Origin of the sequence: Natronorubrum sediminis (genome assembly GCF_900108095.1) — an archaeon.
GTDB classification, from domain to species: domain Archaea; phylum Halobacteriota; class Halobacteria; order Halobacteriales; family Natrialbaceae; genus Natronorubrum; species Natronorubrum sediminis.
Map to the genome: position 1 here is coordinate 183,299 of NZ_FNWL01000003.1, position 20,850 is coordinate 204,148.

Annotated in this window: 26 protein-coding genes and 1 pseudogene; 9 read left to right on the top strand and 18 right to left on the bottom strand. The window is 61.6% G+C overall.

What is annotated here, in order from left to right:
• Window positions 1-359: 359 nt before the first annotated feature.
• From BLW62_RS14500 to BLW62_RS14520, 5 genes are all read right to left on the bottom strand, one after another.
• Entirely contained in the window at window positions 360-962 is a 603-nt protein-coding gene (locus BLW62_RS14500; protein ID WP_090507757.1) for a hypothetical protein, read from the bottom strand.
• Window positions 963-1,077: 115 nt separating this feature from the next.
• A complete protein-coding gene (gene ftsY, locus BLW62_RS14505; protein ID WP_090507758.1) occupies window positions 1,078-2,526 on the bottom strand; it encodes a signal recognition particle-docking protein FtsY in 1,449 nt (482 codons plus the stop codon).
• 21 nt (window positions 2,527-2,547) lie between these two features.
• Window positions 2,548-2,994 (bottom strand): prefoldin subunit alpha, encoded by a 447-nt coding sequence (pfdA, locus tag BLW62_RS14510; protein WP_076583852.1) that lies wholly within the window; start codon window positions 2,992-2,994, stop codon window positions 2,548-2,550.
• Window positions 2,991-3,167 (bottom strand): 50S ribosomal protein L18Ae, encoded by a 177-nt coding sequence (gene rpl18a, locus BLW62_RS14515; protein WP_090507759.1) that lies wholly within the window; start codon window positions 3,165-3,167, stop codon window positions 2,991-2,993. Before rpl18a ends, pfdA begins: the two co-directional genes overlap by 4 nt.
• 80 nt (window positions 3,168-3,247) lie before the next feature.
• Complete coding sequence (locus BLW62_RS14520) at window positions 3,248-4,201, bottom strand: DUF6159 family protein (RefSeq protein WP_090507760.1); 954 nt, start codon at window positions 4,199-4,201, stop codon at window positions 3,248-3,250.
• A 149-nt stretch (window positions 4,202-4,350) separates the two neighbouring features.
• Between BLW62_RS14520 and BLW62_RS14525 the strand changes: the two genes are divergently transcribed.
• Window positions 4,351-4,671 (top strand): ASCH domain-containing protein, encoded by a 321-nt coding sequence (locus tag BLW62_RS14525; protein WP_090507761.1) that lies wholly within the window; start codon window positions 4,351-4,353, stop codon window positions 4,669-4,671.
• 178 nt (window positions 4,672-4,849) lie between these two features.
• Here the strand turns inward: BLW62_RS14525 and BLW62_RS14530 are convergent, their stop codons facing one another.
• From BLW62_RS14530 to BLW62_RS19225, 6 genes and pseudogenes are all read right to left on the bottom strand, one after another.
• Window positions 4,850-5,515, bottom strand: a complete 666-nt coding sequence (locus BLW62_RS14530; RefSeq protein WP_090507762.1) for a translation initiation factor IF-6 — start codon at window positions 5,513-5,515, stop codon at window positions 4,850-4,852.
• Between the two features lie 2 nt (window positions 5,516-5,517).
• Window positions 5,518-5,796, bottom strand: a complete 279-nt coding sequence (locus tag BLW62_RS14535; RefSeq protein WP_090507763.1) for a 50S ribosomal protein L31e — start codon at window positions 5,794-5,796, stop codon at window positions 5,518-5,520.
• Window positions 5,797-5,798: 2 nt separating this feature from the next.
• Window positions 5,799-5,951, bottom strand: a complete 153-nt coding sequence (locus BLW62_RS14540; protein ID WP_006092547.1) for a 50S ribosomal protein L39e — start codon at window positions 5,949-5,951, stop codon at window positions 5,799-5,801.
• Between the two features lie 202 nt (window positions 5,952-6,153).
• Entirely contained in the window at window positions 6,154-6,711 is a 558-nt protein-coding gene (thpR, locus tag BLW62_RS14545) for an RNA 2',3'-cyclic phosphodiesterase (protein WP_090507764.1), read from the bottom strand.
• A gap of 64 nt (window positions 6,712-6,775) precedes the next feature.
• Window positions 6,776-7,291 (bottom strand): hypothetical protein, encoded by a 516-nt coding sequence (locus BLW62_RS14550; RefSeq protein WP_090507765.1) that lies wholly within the window; start codon window positions 7,289-7,291, stop codon window positions 6,776-6,778.
• A gap of 232 nt (window positions 7,292-7,523) precedes the next feature.
• A pseudogene (locus BLW62_RS19225) lies at window positions 7,524-7,664 on the bottom strand (ABC transporter ATP-binding protein); the annotation flags it as partial.
• A gap of 198 nt (window positions 7,665-7,862) precedes the next feature.
• Here BLW62_RS19225 and BLW62_RS14560 point away from each other — a divergent pair.
• Together BLW62_RS14560 and BLW62_RS14565 are read left to right on the top strand one after the other, a co-directional pair.
• Window positions 7,863-8,756 (top strand): tetratricopeptide repeat protein, encoded by an 894-nt coding sequence (locus BLW62_RS14560; protein WP_090507766.1) that lies wholly within the window; start codon window positions 7,863-7,865, stop codon window positions 8,754-8,756.
• A 3-nt stretch (window positions 8,757-8,759) separates the two neighbouring features.
• Window positions 8,760-9,050, top strand: a complete 291-nt coding sequence (locus tag BLW62_RS14565) for a DUF424 domain-containing protein (RefSeq protein WP_090507767.1) — start codon at window positions 8,760-8,762, stop codon at window positions 9,048-9,050.
• 26 nt (window positions 9,051-9,076) lie between these two features.
• Here the strand turns inward: BLW62_RS14565 and BLW62_RS14570 are convergent, their stop codons facing one another.
• Together BLW62_RS14570 and BLW62_RS14575 are read right to left on the bottom strand one after the other, a co-directional pair.
• On the bottom strand, window positions 9,077-9,952 hold the full coding sequence (locus BLW62_RS14570; RefSeq protein WP_090507768.1) for an ABC transporter permease subunit: 876 nt from the start codon (window positions 9,950-9,952) through the stop codon (window positions 9,077-9,079).
• Window positions 9,949-10,923: an ABC transporter ATP-binding protein gene (locus BLW62_RS14575; RefSeq protein WP_090507769.1), complete on the bottom strand. Its 975-nt coding sequence runs from the start codon at window positions 10,921-10,923 to the stop codon at window positions 9,949-9,951. Before BLW62_RS14575 ends, BLW62_RS14570 begins: the two co-directional genes overlap by 4 nt.
• 385 nt (window positions 10,924-11,308) lie before the next feature.
• Here BLW62_RS14575 and BLW62_RS14580 point away from each other — a divergent pair, with 385 nt between their 5' ends.
• Window positions 11,309-12,553 (top strand): aminotransferase class V-fold PLP-dependent enzyme, encoded by a 1,245-nt coding sequence (locus tag BLW62_RS14580; RefSeq protein WP_090507770.1) that lies wholly within the window; start codon window positions 11,309-11,311, stop codon window positions 12,551-12,553.
• Between the two features lie 159 nt (window positions 12,554-12,712).
• Here the strand turns inward: BLW62_RS14580 and BLW62_RS14585 are convergent, their stop codons facing one another.
• Both BLW62_RS14585 and BLW62_RS14590 read right to left on the bottom strand, forming a co-directional pair.
• Complete coding sequence (locus BLW62_RS14585) at window positions 12,713-12,985, bottom strand: PadR family transcriptional regulator (RefSeq protein ID WP_076583876.1); 273 nt, start codon at window positions 12,983-12,985, stop codon at window positions 12,713-12,715.
• A 562-nt stretch (window positions 12,986-13,547) separates the two neighbouring features.
• Window positions 13,548-13,742, bottom strand: a complete 195-nt coding sequence (locus BLW62_RS14590; RefSeq protein ID WP_006182670.1) for a cold-shock protein — start codon at window positions 13,740-13,742, stop codon at window positions 13,548-13,550.
• Between the two features lie 366 nt (window positions 13,743-14,108).
• Here BLW62_RS14590 and BLW62_RS14595 point away from each other — a divergent pair, with 366 nt between their 5' ends.
• From BLW62_RS14595 to BLW62_RS14605, 3 genes are all read left to right on the top strand, one after another.
• Window positions 14,109-14,846 (top strand): queuosine precursor transporter, encoded by a 738-nt coding sequence (locus BLW62_RS14595; RefSeq protein WP_090507771.1) that lies wholly within the window; start codon window positions 14,109-14,111, stop codon window positions 14,844-14,846.
• Window positions 14,847-14,949: 103 nt separating this feature from the next.
• Window positions 14,950-16,032: an aminopeptidase gene (locus tag BLW62_RS14600; RefSeq protein WP_090507772.1), complete on the top strand. Its 1,083-nt coding sequence runs from the start codon at window positions 14,950-14,952 to the stop codon at window positions 16,030-16,032.
• A 342-nt stretch (window positions 16,033-16,374) separates the two neighbouring features.
• Window positions 16,375-16,989 (top strand): DUF309 domain-containing protein, encoded by a 615-nt coding sequence (locus BLW62_RS14605; protein ID WP_090507773.1) that lies wholly within the window; start codon window positions 16,375-16,377, stop codon window positions 16,987-16,989.
• A gap of 51 nt (window positions 16,990-17,040) precedes the next feature.
• Here the strand turns inward: BLW62_RS14605 and BLW62_RS14610 are convergent, their stop codons facing one another.
• A complete protein-coding gene (locus BLW62_RS14610) occupies window positions 17,041-18,012 on the bottom strand; it encodes an aldo/keto reductase (protein WP_090507774.1) in 972 nt (323 codons plus the stop codon).
• A 99-nt stretch (window positions 18,013-18,111) separates the two neighbouring features.
• Window positions 18,112-18,858 (bottom strand): NAD-dependent glucose-6-phosphate dehydrogenase Azf, encoded by a 747-nt coding sequence (gene azf / locus BLW62_RS14615; RefSeq protein ID WP_090507881.1) that lies wholly within the window; start codon window positions 18,856-18,858, stop codon window positions 18,112-18,114.
• Window positions 18,859-18,956: 98 nt separating this feature from the next.
• Here azf and BLW62_RS14620 point away from each other — a divergent pair, with 98 nt between their 5' ends.
• Window positions 18,957-19,322: a dihydroneopterin aldolase family protein gene (locus BLW62_RS14620; RefSeq protein ID WP_090507882.1), complete on the top strand. Its 366-nt coding sequence runs from the start codon at window positions 18,957-18,959 to the stop codon at window positions 19,320-19,322.
• A 159-nt stretch (window positions 19,323-19,481) separates the two neighbouring features.
• A complete protein-coding gene (locus BLW62_RS14625; protein WP_090507775.1) occupies window positions 19,482-19,904 on the top strand; it encodes a DUF5790 family protein in 423 nt (140 codons plus the stop codon).
• Window positions 19,905-20,017: 113 nt separating this feature from the next.
• Here the strand turns inward: BLW62_RS14625 and BLW62_RS14630 are convergent, their stop codons facing one another.
• Complete coding sequence (locus BLW62_RS14630) at window positions 20,018-20,755, bottom strand: creatininase family protein (RefSeq protein WP_090507883.1); 738 nt, start codon at window positions 20,753-20,755, stop codon at window positions 20,018-20,020.
• Window positions 20,756-20,850 lie beyond the last annotated feature (95 nt).

The following is a 20,850-nucleotide window of genomic DNA, read 5'->3' on the forward strand; positions in this document are numbered from 1 at the left end:
CCCAAATGGCAGACACTGTGAGTGCCGTCTCTCGTACAGTCATCTAGTAGCAAGTACTCACACCCGAACCCTATACCAGCCTGCAATTCGGCGAATCCTGACGTCGGTCCGCTCCACCAGCAACTCTTGCCCCGTTCGGATCGACACACCACTCGCTGCCGACTGGATTTACGGTCTATCGCAACTGAGACGTGCCGATCCAGTGGCACCCGGTGAGATCCGTCACTGGTAGCGGACACGATTGCCGGTACGAATGCGGACGGTTCGAGTCGACTCCTGGCCCGACCTCAACCGTCGTACTCGCTCCTCAGCACTGTCTCCATCGCTCGAGAAACGACAGTCGAGGGCCCAATTCGGCGTTACTCCGAACACGCGACGACGGTGCCGGTCTCCCCACGCGGATCGGGTTCGAACTCGGGTTCGTCGGCGATACCCTGATTTCGTGCCCGAATCGTGACGTTTTCGTCGATATAATAGGTGACGCGCGTCCCTCGTTCGGTCGGGTTCGACCCCTGTGAGGTCGCCGTCGTATGGTTGTAGACGATCGACACCATCACCGCGTCCGTCTCCATCTCTGCATCCGACTCGACATCTGGGTTCCCCTCAATTTCGGTCAGCCGATTTCGCTCTAGGTCGAAGTGAACGTCGTGTGCTTCCGAGCCATACTCCTCGAGGAAGGCGTTTTGCCGATAGGCCTGCTCGAACCCGAGTGCGTACGTCTCGGCGTCGTCGCTCACCGACTCCGGAGTCGTCGGATACGAGACCCGCTCGAGCGTCTCGCTGGGTGTGGGTTCCTCGGGATCCGGACGGTCACGGTCGCCACAGTCGTACTCGTCGGGTGAAACCAACTCCGCATCGTCGTCATCTGTGCGTGCGAGTTGTCCGTCGAAACAACCGGCGAGGGCCGCTGTAACCGGCAGTACTGACGACAGGAGGGACCGACGAGTCCGGGGAGTTCGCATACTGTAAACTAAGTTACCTGTATTATGGGCTTTTCGTTTACTCGCTCGCTCGTGACAGTCACTCGTGGACTGGTACGGTCTCTCGACGATCTAAAAAAGGGGCTGGGTTCGGCGGCTACACGTCGTCTTCGAGCAACCGATCGATCATCTCGTCCGGATCGAAGCGCTCGATGTCGTCGTAGCCCTGTCCGACACCCAAGAAGAGGATCGGCTTCCCGGTGACGTGAGCGATCGAAATCGCGGCACCGCCGTTCGAGTCGGCGTCGGCTTTCGTCAAGATTGCACCGTCGATTTCGGCAGCCTCGTCGAACTCGCGAGCACGATTGACCGCATCCTGTCCGGCGACCGCTTCGTCGACGAACAGCGTCATATCGGGGTCGACGACTCGACCAATCTTCTCGAGTTGGTCCATCAGTCCTTCGTCGGTGTGGAGTCGCCCTGCCGTATCGCCCAAGACGACGTCGATGTCGTTCGCTTCGGCGTACTCGACGGCGTCGTACAACACGGCGGCGGGGTCGCCGCCTTGTTCGTGACTGATGAGTTTCGTGTCGAGCGCGTCCGCGTGCTCTTGGATCTGCTCGTTCGCTCCGGCGCGGTACGTATCGCCGTTCGCCATCACCGAGGAGTACCCTCGTTCCTCGAGATACTGACTGAGTTTGGCGATCGATGTCGTCTTTCCGACCCCGTTGACGCCGGTAAAGATGATCGTCACCGGCGCGTCCTCGGCCGCGAGACGTTCTTCGAAGTCGAACTGGCCGACGCTGATGACGTCGTAGATCGCGTCGTGCAGTGCTTCCTCGACGACTGCACCCGTCGAGGTCGTAAACGTCCGTGTCTCGCCGATCAGTTCCTCGCGAATGTTGTCGAGAATCTCCTGGGCAACGTTCATCTCCACGTCACTCGAGAGCAACGCCAACTCGAGTTCCTGAAGTGGGCCCTCGAGGTCGTCCTCCTCGATGACGAACTTACCCTTGACGAGCGAGCGCGCTTTTGCACCGAAGCCGGTTCCGTTATCCTCGTCTGCGTCCGCTGTGTCGTCGTCTTCAGTGCCGTCTGCGACCGAAGCACCCGCTGCGTCCTCGGTCTCGCCGACCTCGATGTCGTCGTCCTCGATCGCTTCGCTTTCCGGTGTCTCCTCGTCGACGTCCGACTCCTCGTGGGTCGGTTCCGAGGCCTCGTCGACGGTGTCTGCGGCGGGGGTTTCCGACGCCACCGCTGGCGTGTCGTCGACAGTCTCGGTCGAAGCGTCCTCACCCTGGGACTCGTTCTCGAGCGCTGATTCGCTCGTCGCGACAGCCGTCTCGTCGCTCGCAGTCGCCGTTTCCCGCGTCTCGGGTGCATCCGCCGGCTCGTGATCGTCTTCTCGCGCGCTGGGTGCGTCTCCAGTCGACTCCGCAGTCGCTGCTGGGGCGTCCGACGGCTCGGGTGCTGTCGTCTCTTCGGCAACCTCGGAGTCTTCGTCCTCGAGTTCTTCCTCGTCGTCGACTTCCTCGACGTTCTCCTCAGCCGCCGCTTCGGCGTCTTTGCGGAAGCTCCCGAGTTTCTCCTTCAAATTATCGAACATGATGCGGATAGTCGCCCGACGTTATTCGTCGGGGTTCTGGCCCTGCATCTGTTGCATCTGCTGTTGCATCGCCTGCTGTTGGAGCTGTTGGGCCTGCTGTTCGAGTTCGTCACTTTCAGACTGCAACTCAGAAATCTCGCCGTTGACCTCGTCGATTCGGTCGTCGAGATTCTCCTGTTTGCTCTCGAGGGCGTCGATCGCGTCGTCCTGTTCGAACTCCGCGGCGTAGTCTGCACCGAGTTCGACGATCACTTCGTCGATGTCCTCGACCGTCGCGCGAAGGTAGGCACCGCCGCCGACCGGAACCTGCACGGTCGATCCGGTCTCGAGCGTCTCGAGCGCCTCGGTCGCCTCGTCGGCTTCGTCTTTTTGCTGTCGGATCGCTTCGACGTTCTGCTCGAGCGTTTCGATCTCCTCTTCGATCTCTTGAAGCTGCTGGGACAGTTGCTGAAGTTGTTGTTGACTCATCGTTGTGCCACCTCTTCGAGGTCGATTTCCGTTCGCTTGAGTCCGTGTTCGCTCCCGAACTGGGAGAGCGCGTGTTCTCGTGCGACAGATTCGTTTACGGCGTCGATCGTCGTTTCGAACGACGCGTACCCGTCGCGGTTCTTGAACCGGCCGGTGACCGTATATTGATTCATGTCTCTCACTCCGGCAGGCAGTCGGAAGAATCTTCCCTTCCATCGGAGTCAGGAGTGTTCGACTCCCGACATTGATCGCCTCAGATCTGTCCGGGCTGTTGGCCGGACGGGTCACTCGACACCGACTTCGAGCCTCGCCTTCGCGTGGCGAGGCTCTGCGGGTCGATTCCGTCGAACTGTGGTGGCAGTTCGCCGCCGTCTGCGTACTGGTAGAGTGCCGTTTTCGCGATTGCCGTCGCAGCAGTGTGGACGACGACGAGCGCGCCCAACAGGAGGATCGTCACCGCGACCGAGTAGGGCAATACGCCACTGGGGTCCTCGAGGAAGAACAGCGGTGCTCCGATTCCCGTCGCGAGAACGACCAGCGCGAGCGGAACGATGACGAGGCCGATACCGAGGCTGACGCCGCCGACTTCGCCCCACGTCTCGCGGAACGTCGTGACGCTCTCGCGCATCGACTCTCGGACGCCACCGTCCTGAAAGACGATCACCGGAACGATGAAAAACGTCATCGCAAACCAGGCGAAGCCGGCGATTCCTCGAGCGATCTGTGCGCCCAGTCCGTCTCGGCTCTCGAGGGCCTGGAAGACGAGACCGACGACTGCACCGACGACACCCCACGCGAGAATCGTTCGGTGGGACTCCCACGCACCGGCGAGTCCGTCTCGGACGCTCGTCTCTTCGCCCTGAAACAGTTTTCCGACGGAATGGACGAGCGCCGCGCTGAAGAACGTCGCGACGGCGGTCGCGACGAACATCACGCCGAAGGAGGCGACGAGTGCGACGACCTGAAACACGCCGTCGACCGTGCCGTCGGACGCGCCGGTGAACTGCTCGAGGACGCCGATGCCGATGCCGGCACCGACCAACGCGACCAGGAGACCGGCGATGAGGAGGGCGATTCCGACAGTCCACGTGAGCCCGTATAACAGCGGAAACACGAGCAGCCACTTCTCGCTGCGAAGGACGCCGAACGACGCTTTCGCAATCGTGAACCCGGTCTTGATCCGGGCGAAGACTGATTGGAGAACCATACATTTCATCTCACTATCCACTCGTATAACTCTTCAGGAGAGGTCCGTTAGTGCAGGTGTATGCCGATTTTGGACTCCCTGTTACGCAATCGCTTCACCTGAACTCGCCGGTGACAACGGATTTTGCGCTGGCCCACGCACGAGCGAGTATGAGTCAACTCGAGCCAGCCGAATTACTCCCGAGCGAGCGCATGCAAACGCAGGTTCTCGAGGGCGAGGTGACCCAGATCCACCGCGGCCACCAGTATGCTGAGGTCGGCGACACGTTCACCATCGAGGGAACGACGTTCGAGGTAACCGACGTAACCGAACGAACGCTCGGCGACCTGACCGACGCGGACGCCCAGGCCGAAGGGATGGACGACCTCGCGTCCTACGAGCGACTCCTCGAGCGCGCACACGACTCCTTCGAGTGGGACGACGACAGCGACGTCGTTCGCCACCGGTTCGAACTCCAGGGCGACGAATAGCGCCGTTGGGAAGCGGAGACTCGAAGCCTCGAGTGGTGTCGTCACCGTCGTCCCAACTGAAACGGATCACACGCCGCTCACCAGACGGTTCGGCGATCAGGTGTGCACTGATTTGTGGTAGCTCCTATCGCTCTTCGAGAAATCGAGAACGGGCGATCCAGCCCGTGAAAATGGGGTGTTACTCCAGATAGCCGAGCGCGTCTTCGATCCGGCCCAGCTCGGGTCCGGTCGTATCCTCGCCGATGACGTAGCCGGCTTCGTTCGCGATCAGTCCGGAGCCGACAAGCGGCGCGCCGTAGTTGACGGTGCCGACGTCGGCGCGAACGTCGAGTGCGTCCTCGAGGAAGTCGAGTTCCTCGTCGGTCGCTTTCGGGTGACAGAGCACCCCGGAGTTGGTCGCGACGGCGGCGGTGCCGACGGTGCGAACACCCGCGAGGTCGCCGCGTTCGACGGGCACCTCGAGCGTGTCTTTGATCGTCTGGATCGTTTCTCGAGGGAGATCCGGATGGACGTACGCACCGTAGTCGTTCGCGAGGACGACGTTCCCCGCGGCGTTGATCTTTCCGGAGAGTTCCGTCACCGGAACGTCCACTTCGTCCTCGAGTCGTTCTCGTTCATACTCGAGAATACGAGAACTGACGAGGAGTCCGTTCTCGTTACCCGTCGCTAACGCGCCGACCGTCGAGGAGCCGCCGACGGTCGTCTGAATCGCGGGCACCTCGAGTTCGTCGGTCAGGTCAGCGACGGTGTCGTCGTCGACGTCCGGTCGAACGAGCACGCAGGTGTCGGTCGCACGGGCGAAGACGCCGACGTAGGCTGACCCGACGAAGGCGAGTCGTTGCAAATTTAGTCGGCGACCTCGGCCTCGACGACGGCCTCACCGTCTTCGTCGAAGCGAGCCGCACGAACGCGAAGTTTTCGTGGCGGGTTGGAACGACCCTGTGACCACACTTCCTCGTTGATCGAGGGATCCAGTCGGATCGCCTCCTCGTCGACGGAGAAGTGTTTTGCGAGGTGTTCGCGGATGAGTCGCATCGCGAGGTCTGCGGCTTCGTGGTTGGCTCCTTTCTTGACGTCGCGCAGGGGAACGGTGACGACACGTTCCTCGAAATCACTTGCACTCATCGTTACTCGTCGGTGTCGTTACGCCGCCAGTTGCGTCGTTTTGGGTTTCGCTGGACTTCCATGTCCGTCTTCATCATAACCCACGCCGGAACGCGGCTGTTCTGGTTCTCGAGTTTGGCAAGACGCTTTTTCTTGCCCTTCGTTTTCTTACCCATAGTAGGCGGACGTAGCCCGCGGTGGCTTAAAATGTTGTCCATCTCGGCGCCAGCGTGCGAAGGCGACCCCACGCGGCCGTGTAGCGATCTCCGTGCGCTCGCGTCGGTCGTTCATTCGCCGTCTCGTGCGTCGCTCGTTCGTGCCCTTTCACTCCGCTCGCTACCTCCTGGTTTCTGGAGAGCTGGTCGCTCTCGAGGCCGCTTACTCGAGCGAGAACGAGTCGACACTCGAGTACGTCGGCCCGTCGTCGGTGAGCGTGCTCTCGGTCAGGTGAATCGAATCGACGTGCATCTTTCCGACCGTCGGTTCGCGCTCGCGGACGACGTTCTGGACGAGTTCTTTTCCACCGGCGTGTTCCATTCGGGCGAGCGTCACGTGTGGCGTGAACTCGTGGGATTCCGGCTCGAATCCCATCGCGACCGTCCGCGATTCGACGGCCTCGTGGAGTCGCGTGAGCGAGTCGCCTCCAGCTTCGACGCCGAGCCAGACGACGCTGATGTACTCGAGGCTCGGGAAGACGCCTAGTCCACCGAAGCGAGCGGAAAACGGCTCGACGGACGCATCGGAAACGGCAGCGGCGAGTTCGCGTCGGAGGTCGTCCAACTGACCCTCGCCGACGTCGCCGAGGAATTTGAGCGTTACGTGCGTCTGCTCGGGGTCCGTGAACCGCAATCCACTCGCATCGCGTAACTCGTCTTGAACGGTCTCAATCGACGCCGCGAGGTCGTCGGGAAGGTCGACGCTGACGAACAGTCGCATGTGCTGTTCGTAGGCTCGAGTGCTTCTTCAACGATTTGGCGGTGGGGTGGGCTTTCCCATCACCTCACTCCTCGAACTCTCCCTCGAATTCGTCCTCGAGTTCGGAGAAATCTTCGATGATGTGGAAGCTGATTAGCTCTCCTGGCCCTTCCTGTGCAATGCCGACCACGAGTCGCTCCTCGTCCGGATCGTCGATTGTGACGGTGTCGGTTCGTTCTGGACCGAGTGGAGTGGCGTTGTCGTCGCCATCGTCGCCATCGTCGTTGTCCTCCCCGTCGTCCGCTGACTCGCCATCGTCACTCGCCTCGTCGGGTTCGTCCTCGAGTTCGACGCTGACCTCGTACTCGCCGGCTTCAGACCAGGTATCGTCGTAAAACGCGGCCCCATCGTTGTCCTCGTCGTCGCCGTCACGGTCTCGCTCGAGGTCGAACGACTCCTCGAGTGCGACGTCGCCGTCCGGGTCGACGATTTCGATCGTCCCGCTAATCGGCTCGTCGGCTCCGTTGAATACGTTTACCTCCTCTAAGGTCATGTCTGCGAGGAAGTCGACGGCGCTCGAACAGCCGGCTACGGAAGCCACTGCCGCAGTGGCCCCGACGGTAAGAACGCGTCGTCGAGTGAACGGTCGTGAAACGGGGCGCTGCGTACTCGATGTATCGGGCGTCGGCGTCGGTCCGGAGGTGTCATCACACGGAGACATTCGGGTGGTCGTACCAGCATGTTCTATTAAATTCCTGCTATTTCTTCGTTCACATACCAACGCCGGTGACTCGAGAAAACAGACGATAGCTCAGTTTCGCTCCGCTCTCGTTCGGACTCTCGAGAACGAGTAGGCCCGGTTCGCCGATGAGGGCCATCCCGAGGACGAGTCGCTGTGACATTTCCTTCGAGTAACCACTCGGTGTCTGATCGGCGGCGTCGTGGATCCCGACGCGCTTGAGGACGTCTATGGGTGGACATTGGCGTCTTTGGCTTCGATGGCGGTTCCGATGAATTCTCACCTTTACTAAATCCGTGTGATCTGTGATTTAACCACTCTCCCAACGGTTAGTCTGTGTGGCACACGTCGCGACGAATCGCGATCGGTCGACCGAACAGGAATAACACTCGAGGTCGCAGCCCTTAACAGTCCTCGACGCCACATTCCGCCAATGACTGACCGAGAGGGCGATCGCGACCACCGATTCTCCGAAGGCGAGGGGTTCGGTGACACCTACGACGAATTCGATCTGGATCCGCCGGAACTGGGCGTCGACCCCTCGAAGGTCGACCCCGTCGACTCCAGGGTTGTCACCGACACGCTCGATTCGCACAACATCGATCAGGACGACGTCGCGGCGAGTGAGTTACTCGACGTCGGCCTCAACTACATGCAGATCAACCGCTTTGAGCAGGCGACTGCCGCGTTCGAGCGGACCGCGCGTTTCGCCGACGATGAACGCATCGAACAGGAAGCGTGGGTGAACAAAGGCGTCGCCCACGCGGAACTCGAGGAGTGGGACGAAGCGATCGGTGCCCATCGCGAAGCGCTCGAGGTGGACGACTCGAGTGAGCACGCCGCGACGGCCGAGACGAATCTCGCGTACGCACTCTGGGAGTTCGGCGAGACGGCGCAAGCGCTCGAACACGCCGAACGCGCCATCGAAATCGACGAACGCTTCGCCGAGGGTTGGTTCAACCGAGCCTTCTTCCTCTCAGAACGAGGCCTCGCAGAAGACGCCCTGCACTGCATCGACAACGCGATTCGCCTCGGCTTGCGTAATGCGAAGGTCCTCGAGGAAAAGGCCGAAATTCTCGAGGAGTTAGGCGAGTACGACGAAGCCGAAGAGATCGCAGAGGAGGCAAACGCGTTACTCGAGCAGGCCGAACAGGACGTCATGGAAGAACGTCGAGAGATGAACGGCCAGGGACAGGCTGCCGGCACCGGCGGACCGGCTGGTGGGCCCCCTCGAGAGAATCTCGACGCACAGGATCTGACCGACCCCGGCCGTAGCGCTCCCGACGCCGACTCCGAAAACGGCGACGAGGAGTGGCGACTCGAGTAACGGATGATCGTCACAGAACAGGAGACGCCGGAGGGGTTGTTGGTCACGGTCTGCGACGAGGACGCCCTCGGCGAGACGTTCGAAACAGACGATGTCTCCTTGACCGTCACCGAGGAGTTCTACGGCGGCGAGGTGGTCGACGAGGAGGCCGTTGCCGACAGCCTCGCACGGGCGACCGTCAGTAACATCGTCGGGACGCGCTCGGTCGAGTTCGCGATCGAAGCAGGATTCGTCGACGAAGCGAACGTCCTCGAGATCGGATCGACGCTTCACGCGCAGACGCTTCGGCTTTGATTCGAGGCTGGCGGTATCGAAGTCGCTCAGAGATCCGCTCTTTTGAACCGGTAGTAACCGATCGCGATGGGAACGACCAGCCAGAACATTAAGACGACGATGCCGAACCAATCGTCCAGATAGAACGGCGCACCGTCGCCGTAGCGCTCGGCTGGCGTCATCTGCCCAGCTTCCCAGTCCTCGAGTCCGTACTGGAACGCGAAGGGGACGACTTCGCCGTCGACGACGTTGCTCGCCATCGTCGTGTAACTCGTGATCGGGTTGAACTGCTCGAGGAGCAGGTACCACGTCTGGGCTTCGACGGGCGGCCCGTTGCCGTAGATGAGGTAGTAGGGGCCGGCCGTGAGGAGTTCCCAGAGGGCGACGAAGATCATGTAGAGGCCGACGACGAGCGCCATAGATTTTCCGCGTGAGTCGACGCCGGCGGAGACGCCGACGGCGAGGCCGGCGAACGAGAGACCGAAGAGCAGCGTGAGGGCGGCGAACGCGAGGATGCTCGTAAGCGGGACCGAGCCGAAAAGGACTGCCCCGAGAACGAGCGCGACGAGGAACGCGAGGACGATGGCCGCCCCGACGACGGCCATTCGGCCGAGGACCTTCCCGAAGACGATGTCGGTGCGATTGGGCGGGAGTCCGAGTAGGAGCTTCATGCTCCCGGAGCGTCGCTCGCCGACGACGGCCATGTAGCCCGTGATCAACGCGGCGATCGGAATGATCGTCTGTAACGGGAGGCCCAAAAACCCGAGCATCTCGTCCGCGCTGACGTCGCCTCCGGTGTACCAGACCGCCGTGTACCCGACGACGACGATTCCGACGAGCAACGTTACAAGCACCCAGAGGAGCTTCGATCGCCCGGCGTCCTCGAACTCTTTGCGGGCGACGGTGGTGATGTGGGAACTCATCTCGCCACCTCGGATTCGGTCGCGACGGCACTTGCCGGTGATTCAGACGCGTCTCCGGCTTCGTCGCCGTTCGTCAACGCGGTGAATAGCGTCTCGAGCGAGACGTCCTCGATCTGTACGTCGCGTATCGTCGCGCCCGCGGCGTCGAGTTCCGTGATGACGGTCGCTTTCGCCGTCGGGTCGGTGATGGTACACTCGAGGCTGTGTTCGGTTGCACTGACCTCGCTAATCCCGGAAACCGAACAAGCGACGTCGGAGAGGTCGTCGACAGGGTCGGAAAGCGTCAGTTCCATCGTCGCGCCGCCGCCGATGGATTCGCGAAGACCGTCGATCGTGTCGACGGCGACCAGTCGCCCCTCGTTCAAGACGCCGATTCGATCGCAGACCGCCTCGACGTGTTCGAGAATGTGACTCGAGAAGAAGACGGTCGTTCCGCGTTCGGCTTCCGAACGGACGAGAGCTTGCATCTCGCGGATCCCGTGTGGGTCGAGCCCGGACGTGGGTTCGTCCATGATCAACAAATCGGGATCGCCGACGAGGGCCATGCCCGTCGCGAGCCGTTGACGCATTCCCTTGGAGTAGCCACCAGCCGGTCTACTCGCGTCGTCGCCAGACAACCCGACGCGCTCGAGGATCCTGTCGGGGTCGTCGTCGGCGGCTTTGGTTTCGATCGCGAACTCGAGGTGACGACGACCCGAGAGGCGCGGATAGATGTCGAATCCTTCCGGAAGGACCCCGACGCGGGGACTGATCGCGTCGGCTTCCGCTTGTGTGTCGTAGCCCAGTACCGTCGCCGTCCCCGCCGTCGGTCGAGCGAAATCGAGCAACATATTGATGGTCGTGGATTTACCGGCCCCGTTTGGCCCCAAAAACCCGAAGACCTCTCCGTACTCGACGCTCAAATCGAGGGTGTCGACGGCGGTTAACTCACCGTACGTTTTCGTGAGTCCCGACGTTTTAATCACAGGCATCGTATCTGTCCGTTCACATGTATTGCATATAATTAGTCGGGTGCTCCGTTCGGACATCGAGAACCGTTGCATGTCGGAATCCAAAACTCATCCTGCGCTATTTTTCGGAACAGATTCAATGTAGCCAAACTATTTTGGAAATACTGATATGGTCCTTGCGCTGAACAGTCTAATTGGCAGGGCACGAACAGTGGTTGGTTAGCCGTCCCTGCTGAGGCACCCACCCACCAGTCCGTTCACATCTTCGGTCCCCCCTTTTGACGCGTTCTCCTCGAGCAACCGTTCGACGTCCGCACGTCTCCTCACGCCGAGCGTTTCGATTTTCACACCCTCGCCCTGTCACGGACCGAAGGAGTGTTTTGTCTCGAGTCCCTCCTCGTACGTAATGAGCCATCAGAATTTCGAGGGTCTCGACGTCGAGTCCATCCGCGATGCGTTCCCCATTCTCGAGCGGGAATTCGACGGCCAGCAGGTCGTCTACCTCGACAACGCGGCGACGACACAGACGCCGGATCCGGTCGTCGACGCGATGAGCGAGTACTACCGCCGGCACAACGCGAACGTCCACCGCGGTATCCACCACCTGAGCCAGGAAGCCTCCGAACGCTACGAATCAGCCCACGACCGCGTTGCCGACTTTATCGACGCCGACGGCCGCGAGGAAATCATTTTCACGAAGAACACGACCGAAGGCGAGAACCTCATCGCTTACGCCTGGGGACTGAACGAACTCGAGGCCGGCGACCGCGTGGTCCTCACGGAGATGGAACACCACGCGTCGCTCGTCACCTGGCAACAGATCGCCAAACAGACCGGTGCCGAGGTCGAGTACATTCGCGTCGACGACACCGGGCGACTCGATATGGATCACGCCCGCGAACTGATCGACGACGACGCGGCCATCGTCTCCGCGGTCCACGTCTCGAACACGCTCGGCACCGTCAACCCCGTCTCCGAACTCACCGACCTCGCCCACGAACACGACGCTCTCTCCTTTATCGACGGCGCACAGGCCGTCCCCAACCGACCCGTCGACGTGAGCGAGATCGACGCCGACTTCTACGCCTTCTCGGGGCACAAGATGGCCGGCCCAACTGGCATCGGCGTCCTCTACGGTAAACAGGAACTGCTCGAGGAAATGGAGCCCTACCTCTACGGCGGCGGCATGATCCGCAAGGTCACGTTCGAGGACTCGACGTGGGGCGACCTCCCATGGAAGTTCGAACCCGGGACGCCGCCAATCGCCGAAGCCGTTGGACTCGAGGCCGCGATCGACTGGCTCGAGGAAATCGGCATGGATCGCATTCAGGCCCACGAGGAGGAACTCGCTGCCTACGCCTACGACCGACTCGAGGCCGAAGGCGACGTCGAGATCTACGGCCCCGAAGGCGGCCCCGACCGCGGCGGTCTGGTGAGCTTCAACCTCGAGGGCGTCCACGCTCACGACCTCACCTCGATCATGAACGACCACACGGTCGCCGTCCGCGCCGGCGATCACTGTACGCAGCCACTCCACGACAAACTGGGCGTTCCGGCGTCGACTCGAGCGTCGTTCTACGTGTATAATACGCGCGAAGAAATCGACGAGTTGGTCGCGGCGTTGGACGATGCGCGGCAGTTGTTCGCCTGAGCCTGAGTTGCTTTCTACGGCTTGAATGGCCTTCTGTGGCCTCGAGTGCGGCCCCGTTAAGTACAGATTGTTCTACTCGAGAAAGAGAGAGCGACGTCGCACCATGGTGTGTCTGTGCGACGTCGACGGCCGAGAACCCACTCGATTACTCGAGCGGGATCACTCGAGGTACTGTTGTTCCCACGATCGTCGGTCTTTGATCTGATCGAGGCCTTGATCGCCGAGCGCGTAGTAGTTCGTTCGGCGATCGAGTTGGCCCTTTTCGACGAGTTCCTTGTTGACGAGCGTATCGAGATTGGGATACAACCGGCCGTGGTTGATCTCGCTGTTGTAATACGTCTCGATTTCGTCCTTTACTTCCTGCCCAGACGGCTCGTCAGCTCCGGCGATCACGTACAGAAGATCGCGCTGAAATCCGGTCAAATCGTCCATGTTACAACCACAGACGACACACCAACTGTCCGACTATTTGTTATCGTTCTCGTATCAACTGTTTCTTTACTGTGGTGACGGTCTAACTGAGAGACAACTGGTGAATATCCAGTTCACTGCCGGTAACGGGCAATTACACGTCGGTTTTCGAAACTGTTCAAAAATCGTCAATATACTCCGCATAACGGATACTATCGTCTTTTCGAACCCAGATGGGGCGGATTGCACTGCATAAAACAATCCCGGCCGCTATCCACGGCTCATTTCCAGGTTCGACCAACTGAATGCCACCACTGTAGTTGTACTCTCGACATATTTTATGCGGAAGACAACGAGTGTGAATGACACTCGAGAACGACTCTCTGACTCGAGGATAGGTGCCAGTGGTGAATGGTGAGTGTCGAGTGTTCGTGTGGGGTCGCGATGTCGAGTTACCTATGCGAGTAAGTCGAGCGCCGTCCCCGAGTATCGGGTCGGCTGCATTACTCGCCAGTATCCACGTACACTGTCCGAAGAATGGTTGGTAAACTGTGAAACCCGTTACCGAACGTGATTAGCCGTGTTACAGGCGGGTGACGTTGGTGGCGCGGGGGCCTTTTGGGGCCTGTTCGATGTCGAATTCGATCTCTGTACCTTCTTCGAGGTCCGGACCGCCAACGTCTTCCATGTGGAAGAAAACGTCGTCGTCTGCGTCGTCCGTCTCAATGAAACCGTAGCCGCCTGTGTCGTTGAAGAAATCAACGTTTCCTTTCGCCATTGCATCCAAAACAAACCCCGGGACACGTATAACAGTTGTGTTGTGCTCGTCCTCTCGAAGAACAGACAAACGAATGCTGAAAACTGCGGATAGTTGGAGAATGTCCTGTAGTTTGGAGAACTTGGAACTATATTGGGGCTGATAGAATCTCCCTTAGACACGACGATTGCGCCGTAGCGTCGCTCGTGGTGCGGTGTGGCCGTACACGGGATGGGAGATACGGACGCTGAAACCACCAATTCTTCTCACGCCCATTTCTCGCTATCCTGTGAACGGGCTGCCAATAACTGCGAGGCGATTGCCGATTCGTGACTTCTCGAGGACGTCTCGAACCGTTTAGGTAGCTCCGATGGATACGCCGTGTGCATGACCCAGTCGGATTCGCACTCGCAGACGCCCCCAGCGCCCTCGATTACGCAGGTCGCGCTGATCGGGCTCTTCGTGACGGCGTTGGTGACGGCGCAGGTGACGGCCTCGAAAGTACTCGCGTTTCCCATGCCCGTTTCACTCCCGATTACCGGTGCAGAGTTGGTCTTGCCCGGCGCAGCGCTCGCGTACGCGTTGACGTTCTTGGCCAGCGACTGCTACGCGGAACTCTACGGCCGTCGGGCCGCACAGGTCGTCGTCAACGTCGCCTTCGCGATGAACTTCGTCGTGCTCCTCCTCATCTGGTCGACGATTGCGGCCCCGGCCGACGTCTCGAGCATCGACCCGGAGATGTTCGAAGCCGTCCTGGGCGCGTCGACGAACATCGTCCTCGGCAGCCTCTTTGCCTACGTCGTGAGCCAGAACTGGGACGTGATTATCTTCCACCGAATTCGGGACCACACGGGTCGGGAGAAGCTCTGGCTTCGAAACATCGCGTCGACGGCGAGCAGCCAGGCGATCGACACGGTCATCTTTGTCGCGATCGCGTTCTCGCTCTCGCCAGCCCTACTCGGCGTCGGCCCGAGCCTGGGTGCGAGTGAAGTGCTCGCCTTGATGGTCGGTCAGTACCTGTTGAAACTCGCGATTGCCGTCGTCGATACGCCGATCGTCTACGCCGTGGTGGCGTTCGTTCGCGCTCGCAATCGAGGGGCCGCCGACGACCCCTCGCCGAGTTGACCCGGCGGCGTCGCTGACTCGAGTCGGTCGACCCGTCTCGCCTGGTTCTCGAAGACGCGCCGTGAACGGTGAGCGTTTAGTGGCCCGCTCGAGAGTTGCCGGTATGGACGAACGCGTACGCGAACACGCCGAGGTACTGGTCGAGTGGAGCGCACGGGTCGAAGCGGGGGACGACGTCGTTCTCTCCGTCGGCCCCGAGGCACACGAACTGGCGGTTGCGGTCGCCGAGCAACTCGGCGAGCGAGGTGCGAATCTGCTCTCGACGTTCAGTTCAGGGGAGATTACGCGCGCGTACCTGCGGGCACACGACGGCGAATTCGAGGCGGATCCGGCCCACGAACTCGCGTTGGTCGAGAACGCGGACGTCTACCTCTCGCTCGGCGGCGGGCGAAACACCAGTTCGACGGCGGACGTCCCCGGTGAGACGCGTCAGGCCTATCGAAGTGCCAGAACCGAGATCCGCGAGACCCGACTCGGGACGCGCTGGGTGTCGACCGTTCACCCGACGCGCTCGCTCGCCCAGCAGGCCGGGATGGCCTTCGAGGAGTACCGAGACTTCGCGTACGACGCCATCCTCCGGGACTGGGAATCGCTGGCCGAGGAGATGGGGAAAATGAAGTCGATCCTCGACGACGGCAGCGAGGTTCGGATCGTCTCGGAGGGCACGGACCTCACCATGCAGATAGCGGGACGAACGGCGGTCAACAGCGCGGCGTCGGTCGCCTACGACTCGCACAACCTCCCCAGCGGTGAGGTGTTCACCGCCCCTTACGCTACCGAGGGCGAGGTGACGTTCGACGTGCCGATGACGCTCCGCGGCGAGTCGGTTCGGAACGTCCGCCTCGAGTTCGAAGACGGCGAGGTCGTCGACTCCGACGCCGAACAGGGCGAGTCCGTGATCGGTGAGATCCTCGAGACGGACGAGGGCGCACGCAAACTCGGCGAACTCGGCATCGGCATGAATCGGGGCATCGACCGCTACACGGACAACATCCTCTTCGACGAAAAGATGGGCGAGACGGTCCACCTCGCGCTTGGGCGGGCCTACGACGCGAACCTCCCGGAGGGTGAGACGGGGAACGACTCCGCCGTCCACGTCGATCTAATCGCCGACGTGAGCGAGGATTCCCGGCTCGAGGTCGACGGCGAAGTCGTTCAGGAGAACGGACAGTTCCGGTGGGAGTGACGCCGCCGTCTCCACTCGAGCCAGTGACACGCCCGATCTCCAGGAGGCGTTTACAGCGCCAATTACGGTGTTAAGCGGTGCCTTCTCGCCTCTCGTGACCTGGCAGAGACTGCATAATAATAGGTCGGTCTCGCCACGGTTAGTATACCGCCATAACCGGTGGCGGACAGTAATCGGTTGGGGCTCGCTGCTCGTCCCACGATCGTCACACGCGACGATCGGTGTATTCCCTTCCACCCTCGCCGACTCGCCCTGCCGGAGGCGATCCGTATCCGGCCAACACTGTCTCTCCGCAGCTGACTCATCCGATATACTCACCAGTCTCGAGCGGGTACGCTTCCTATGCGCGATCACCTCCGAGCCGGGGCCGCGATCTACAACGCGGGATTCTATCACGCCGCTCACGACGCCTGGGAGGACTACTGGCTCGACCTCGAGTCCGGAACCGACGACGAGCGCCTGCTTCACGGGCTGATCCAGTTCACCGCCGCTGTCTACCACACACGCGAGCGCAACTGGGAGGGTGCCGTGGGGCTCGCGACCAGCGCTCGAGCGTACCTCTCTGGGTTACCACCAACCTATCGAGACGTCGATCTCGAGTCCGTGCGTGCGTTTCTCGTCGTCCTCGAGTCCGACCCCGAACTGATCGAACGTCGACCACCGATTCGACTGGTTCACGAAGGCGACGTTCCGACACGCGATGGGCTTGGCTTCGAGCCGACGGCGATTGCGGCAACCGTCCTCGCGGACGAACTGGGATTCGACGAGGAGCCAATCGAACGGGCGAGAACGTACGCCAGACGCGATCTCGAGGCCGGCGACGACGGGAGTCGATTCGTCACGCTCCTGTTCGATTTCGTTCGCGAGGACGAGCATCGGGGAATCATCTTCCAGCGACTGACGGAGCACGTCGACCGGCGCGAGGCTCGAGAATCTGACGTCGAAGGACTGTTCTGACCGTCCGGCTCGAACAGGCGACCACCGCGTCTCCTGGCGGTCTACGTAGCCTCACTCGTGGCCGGCGATCGGTAACGGCTCGTACGGTTCCTCGAGATAGCTCATATCCGATGCCGTCAGGTCGATTTCGAGGGCTTCGACGGCCTCCTCGAGGTGGTCGATGCTGGTCGTGCCGACGATGGGGGCGTCGACCCATTCTTTGTGGAGTAACCAAGCCAGTGAGATCTGGGCCATCGTGACGCCCTTCTCGGCGGCGAGTTCCTGAATTCGCTCGTTGATCTCCTCGCCGCCGCCGTCGAGGTACGGAATCTGTTCGAGGTACTCGTCGGTTTGCCCGCGCGTCGTCGACTCGAGCTCTCCGAGCGGACGGGCCCCGACGCCGCGAGCCAGCGGCGACCACGGGATGACGCCGACGCCTTCTTTTCGACAGAGGGGGAGCATCTCGCGTTCTTCCTCGCGGTAGAAGACGTTGTAGTGATTTTGCATCGTCGCGAATCGCTCGAGGTCGAGGCGGTCGCTCGCGTGCAACGCGTCGGCGAACTGGTGGGCCCACATCGAGGAGGTGCCGACGTACCGCACCGTCCCCCGACGAACGGCGTCGTCGAGCGCCCGAAGGGTTTCCTCGATGGGCGTCTCGTCGTCCCAGCGGTGGGTCTGGTAGAGATCGATCGTGTCCATCCCGAGTCGATCCAGACTCGCCTCGAGTTCCTGCTCGATGGCCTTTCGCGAGAGGCCACTCGAGTTGGTATTCGCGGGGTCCATCTCGGCGTACGCCTTCGTCGCGACGACCTGTGCGTCCCGGTCGTAGTCTGCGAGCACGTCACCCAGAATACGTTCGGAGTCGCCCGACGAGTAGACGTTCGCCGTGTCGAAGAAGTTGATCCCGAGGTCGATCGCCCGTTCGATGAGTTCCCTACTCTCCTCTCGGTCGAGCATCCAGTCTCGACCGGTCCCGAAACTCATGCAGCCGAGGCCGATCCGACTGACGGACATGCCGGTCGACCCGAGCGTCGTGTACTCCATACGTATCGTTGTCACGTCCGAGGACAAAACGCCACGCCTCGAGGTGACCGGTTGCCGGCTTCGCCTCTCATAGTCGTCCGCCGCTCGCGTCGCCCCGCCTCAGTCGTCGTGACGCGCCGAATTGTCCTGTGGCTCGTAGCCGAGGACGTCCTTCGCTCGCTCGAGCGAGTAGTACTTCCGGTCATTGTCGGAGATGCCGTAGACGATTTCGTAGTCGTAGTCGGCCCGAATACAGCGATCGAAGAGGTGTGCACAGTCGCGATAGGAGAGCCACATCGCCTGTCCACGCTCGTAGTCGATCGGCGGGTGACCCTCCGTGAGGTTGCCGATGCGGACGTTGACGACCGAGAGACCGTACTCGTCGTGGTAGTACCGACCGAGGGATTCTCCCGCGACCTTCGAGACGCCGTAGAGGTTCCCGGGGCGGGGGAGTTCCGTCCCGTCGAGTAAGTAATCGTCGTGCGTCCGATACATCTCGGGCGTCCGCTCGTCGGTCTCGTAGTGGCCGACGGCGTGATTCGAGGAAGCGAATGCGACCTTCTCGACGCCGGCGTCGATGGCGGCCTCGAAGACCGTCTGCGTGCCGTCGATATTGTTCGTCAGGACGCTCTCCCAGGGCGCGGTCTTACGAGGGTCGCCCGCGAGGTGGAGCACGACGTCGATACCTTCCATCGCCTCGCGGACGGTATCGCCCTCGGTGATGTCCGCGACGACGAACTCGCCGGGATGGTCTTCCGTCGGCGGGTCACGATCTAACAACCGCCACTCGTGTTCGTCCGCGAGGCCCTCGAGGATGGCCTCTCCGACCCGCCCCGCAGCCCCAGTAAGCAGGACCGACTGTGCCATTCGTTCGGTGTGAGGGTAACGGGCGATAAGTACCATACGGTTCCGCGTCGATGGAACCGATCGGAATGCCCTTCCCTGACGCCCGCGAGGACGCACGTATGTCGACCGACACGAGCCCCACCGACGCCGAAGCCGCCTGTTTCGAGGCGGGTATCAAGTTCGGAACGCTCTATCACCAGTTCGCCGGCACGCCGATTTCACTCGAGAGCGCACCCAGTCTCGCCACGGCGATGGAAGACTCGATCGAGAACCAACCCCACTGCGACCGCGTCACCGTCTCCGTTCGAACCGACGAACTCGAGCCCGCACTCGCCGAGTCGGCGGCCGACTACACCGAGTTGACGGGTCGGTTTCTCGAGGTGGAGATCGTCGTCGACTATGAGGGCTGTGAGGTCCTGACGCGAATGGAGATGGAAGACGGCTATCCGTTGATGCGCATCGATTCGGTTCGCGGTCGACCCTAGCCACGCTTCCCGTTCGAAACTCACGGCAGACGCGAGCCGGACCGATCGACTACCCTTTCGAAATCCCGCTGCTGTTTCCGCAATATCGTCTCTCTCCAGCTAGTTTTCACTTTCACTTTCGGGCTACCTTTTAACCTCGGTCGTCGTGAAGACACCGACATGAGTCAAGCGACGCTCGGCGACGACGAGGAACTGTTCGGTGAAGCGGCCAACGAGATGCGCGAAGACGTGGAATCCTCACTCGAGGACGCCTGGGACGCCCTTCCAGCGGCGGACGAGATCTGGGAAACCGACGCGGACAACGTATTGGGCGTACTCAACGGCCTCAAAACCGCACTCGACGTCGGTGACGCCGAGGACCACCTTCGTGACGCCAAAAAGTGGTTCACGATGGGCCAGCGAGCGGACGCCTTCGAGGACGCCGACGACCTCGAGGAGGAAATCGAGACGCTCGAGGAAGCCATCGGGGACATCGCCGATGCGGGCGAGCAAGTCGGCGACCTCACCTCGACCATTCCGGCCCTCCGTGGCACGCTCGAGGATGCTGGTCCCGCTGGCGACGACGAGAAAGACGAAGAGTAACGACCCGGTTCACGGTCGCCGAGACGAACATTCGTCCGAGTACCTTTCGAACGGTGGTCGCAGCCTCTGAGCCGTTCGCCCTTCCGTCCCAGCTCTGGTACCCGTCGCGGGTCTTATCGACGTTCTGGCCGCGAGATATCGCGCTCAGCGACTGCCTCGAGGAGGTCCGCGAGCGACGCTGCGGCCAGTTCGAGCAGTTCCTCGCCGCGTACCTCGTCGCCCGCCTCTGGATCGCCGACGACGCCGTTTTCCGTGAACTCCGCCGCGTCGTAGGCTAGATTCGCGTGGCTCTGCCACTCGCCCCAACCGTCGGCGCGGCCGTCCTGGGCCTCCTCGAGTCGGTCCTCGCGAACGAGGTCGGGTGCGCAGTGGCGAAGGAGTGCCGTCTCGAGTGGCCCGCCGTGGCCCATATCGCTCGAGTGGTCGCCGACGGCCTCGAACCAGGTGAACGGGACGGCGTACGCGTCGCCGCTTCGGGTGAGTCGACCGCCGAGCGCTCGCAGCGCGTCGACGTTACCGCCGTGGCCGTTGACCACCACGACTCGCTCGAGACCGTGGTGGGCGAGGCTCTCGATCGATTCGCGGACGTAGTCTCGGAACGTGTCCTCGGACACCCACATTGTCCCGGGGAATTGGCGGTGTTCCTCGGCGATCCCGATCGGGATCGCCGGCGCACGGACGACCTCGAGATCGGTTTTCTCGAGGCCGGCGTCGGTGACGGCCTCCGCGGTGATCACGTCAGTTCCGAGGGGGGCGTGGGGGCCGTGTTGTTCCGTGCTGCCGACGGGGACGACCGCGAGATTCGTCTCGCAGTCGCGAACGTCGGTCCACGTCGCGTCACGTAAGTCCATGTTGGTGTACTCCCACGGGAGCGGCATGAAACTCTCGGTAACCGGGTTCTCGGTCCGCTCTCCTCTCCGTCCCCACGGTGGCCTGACGAAGTTCA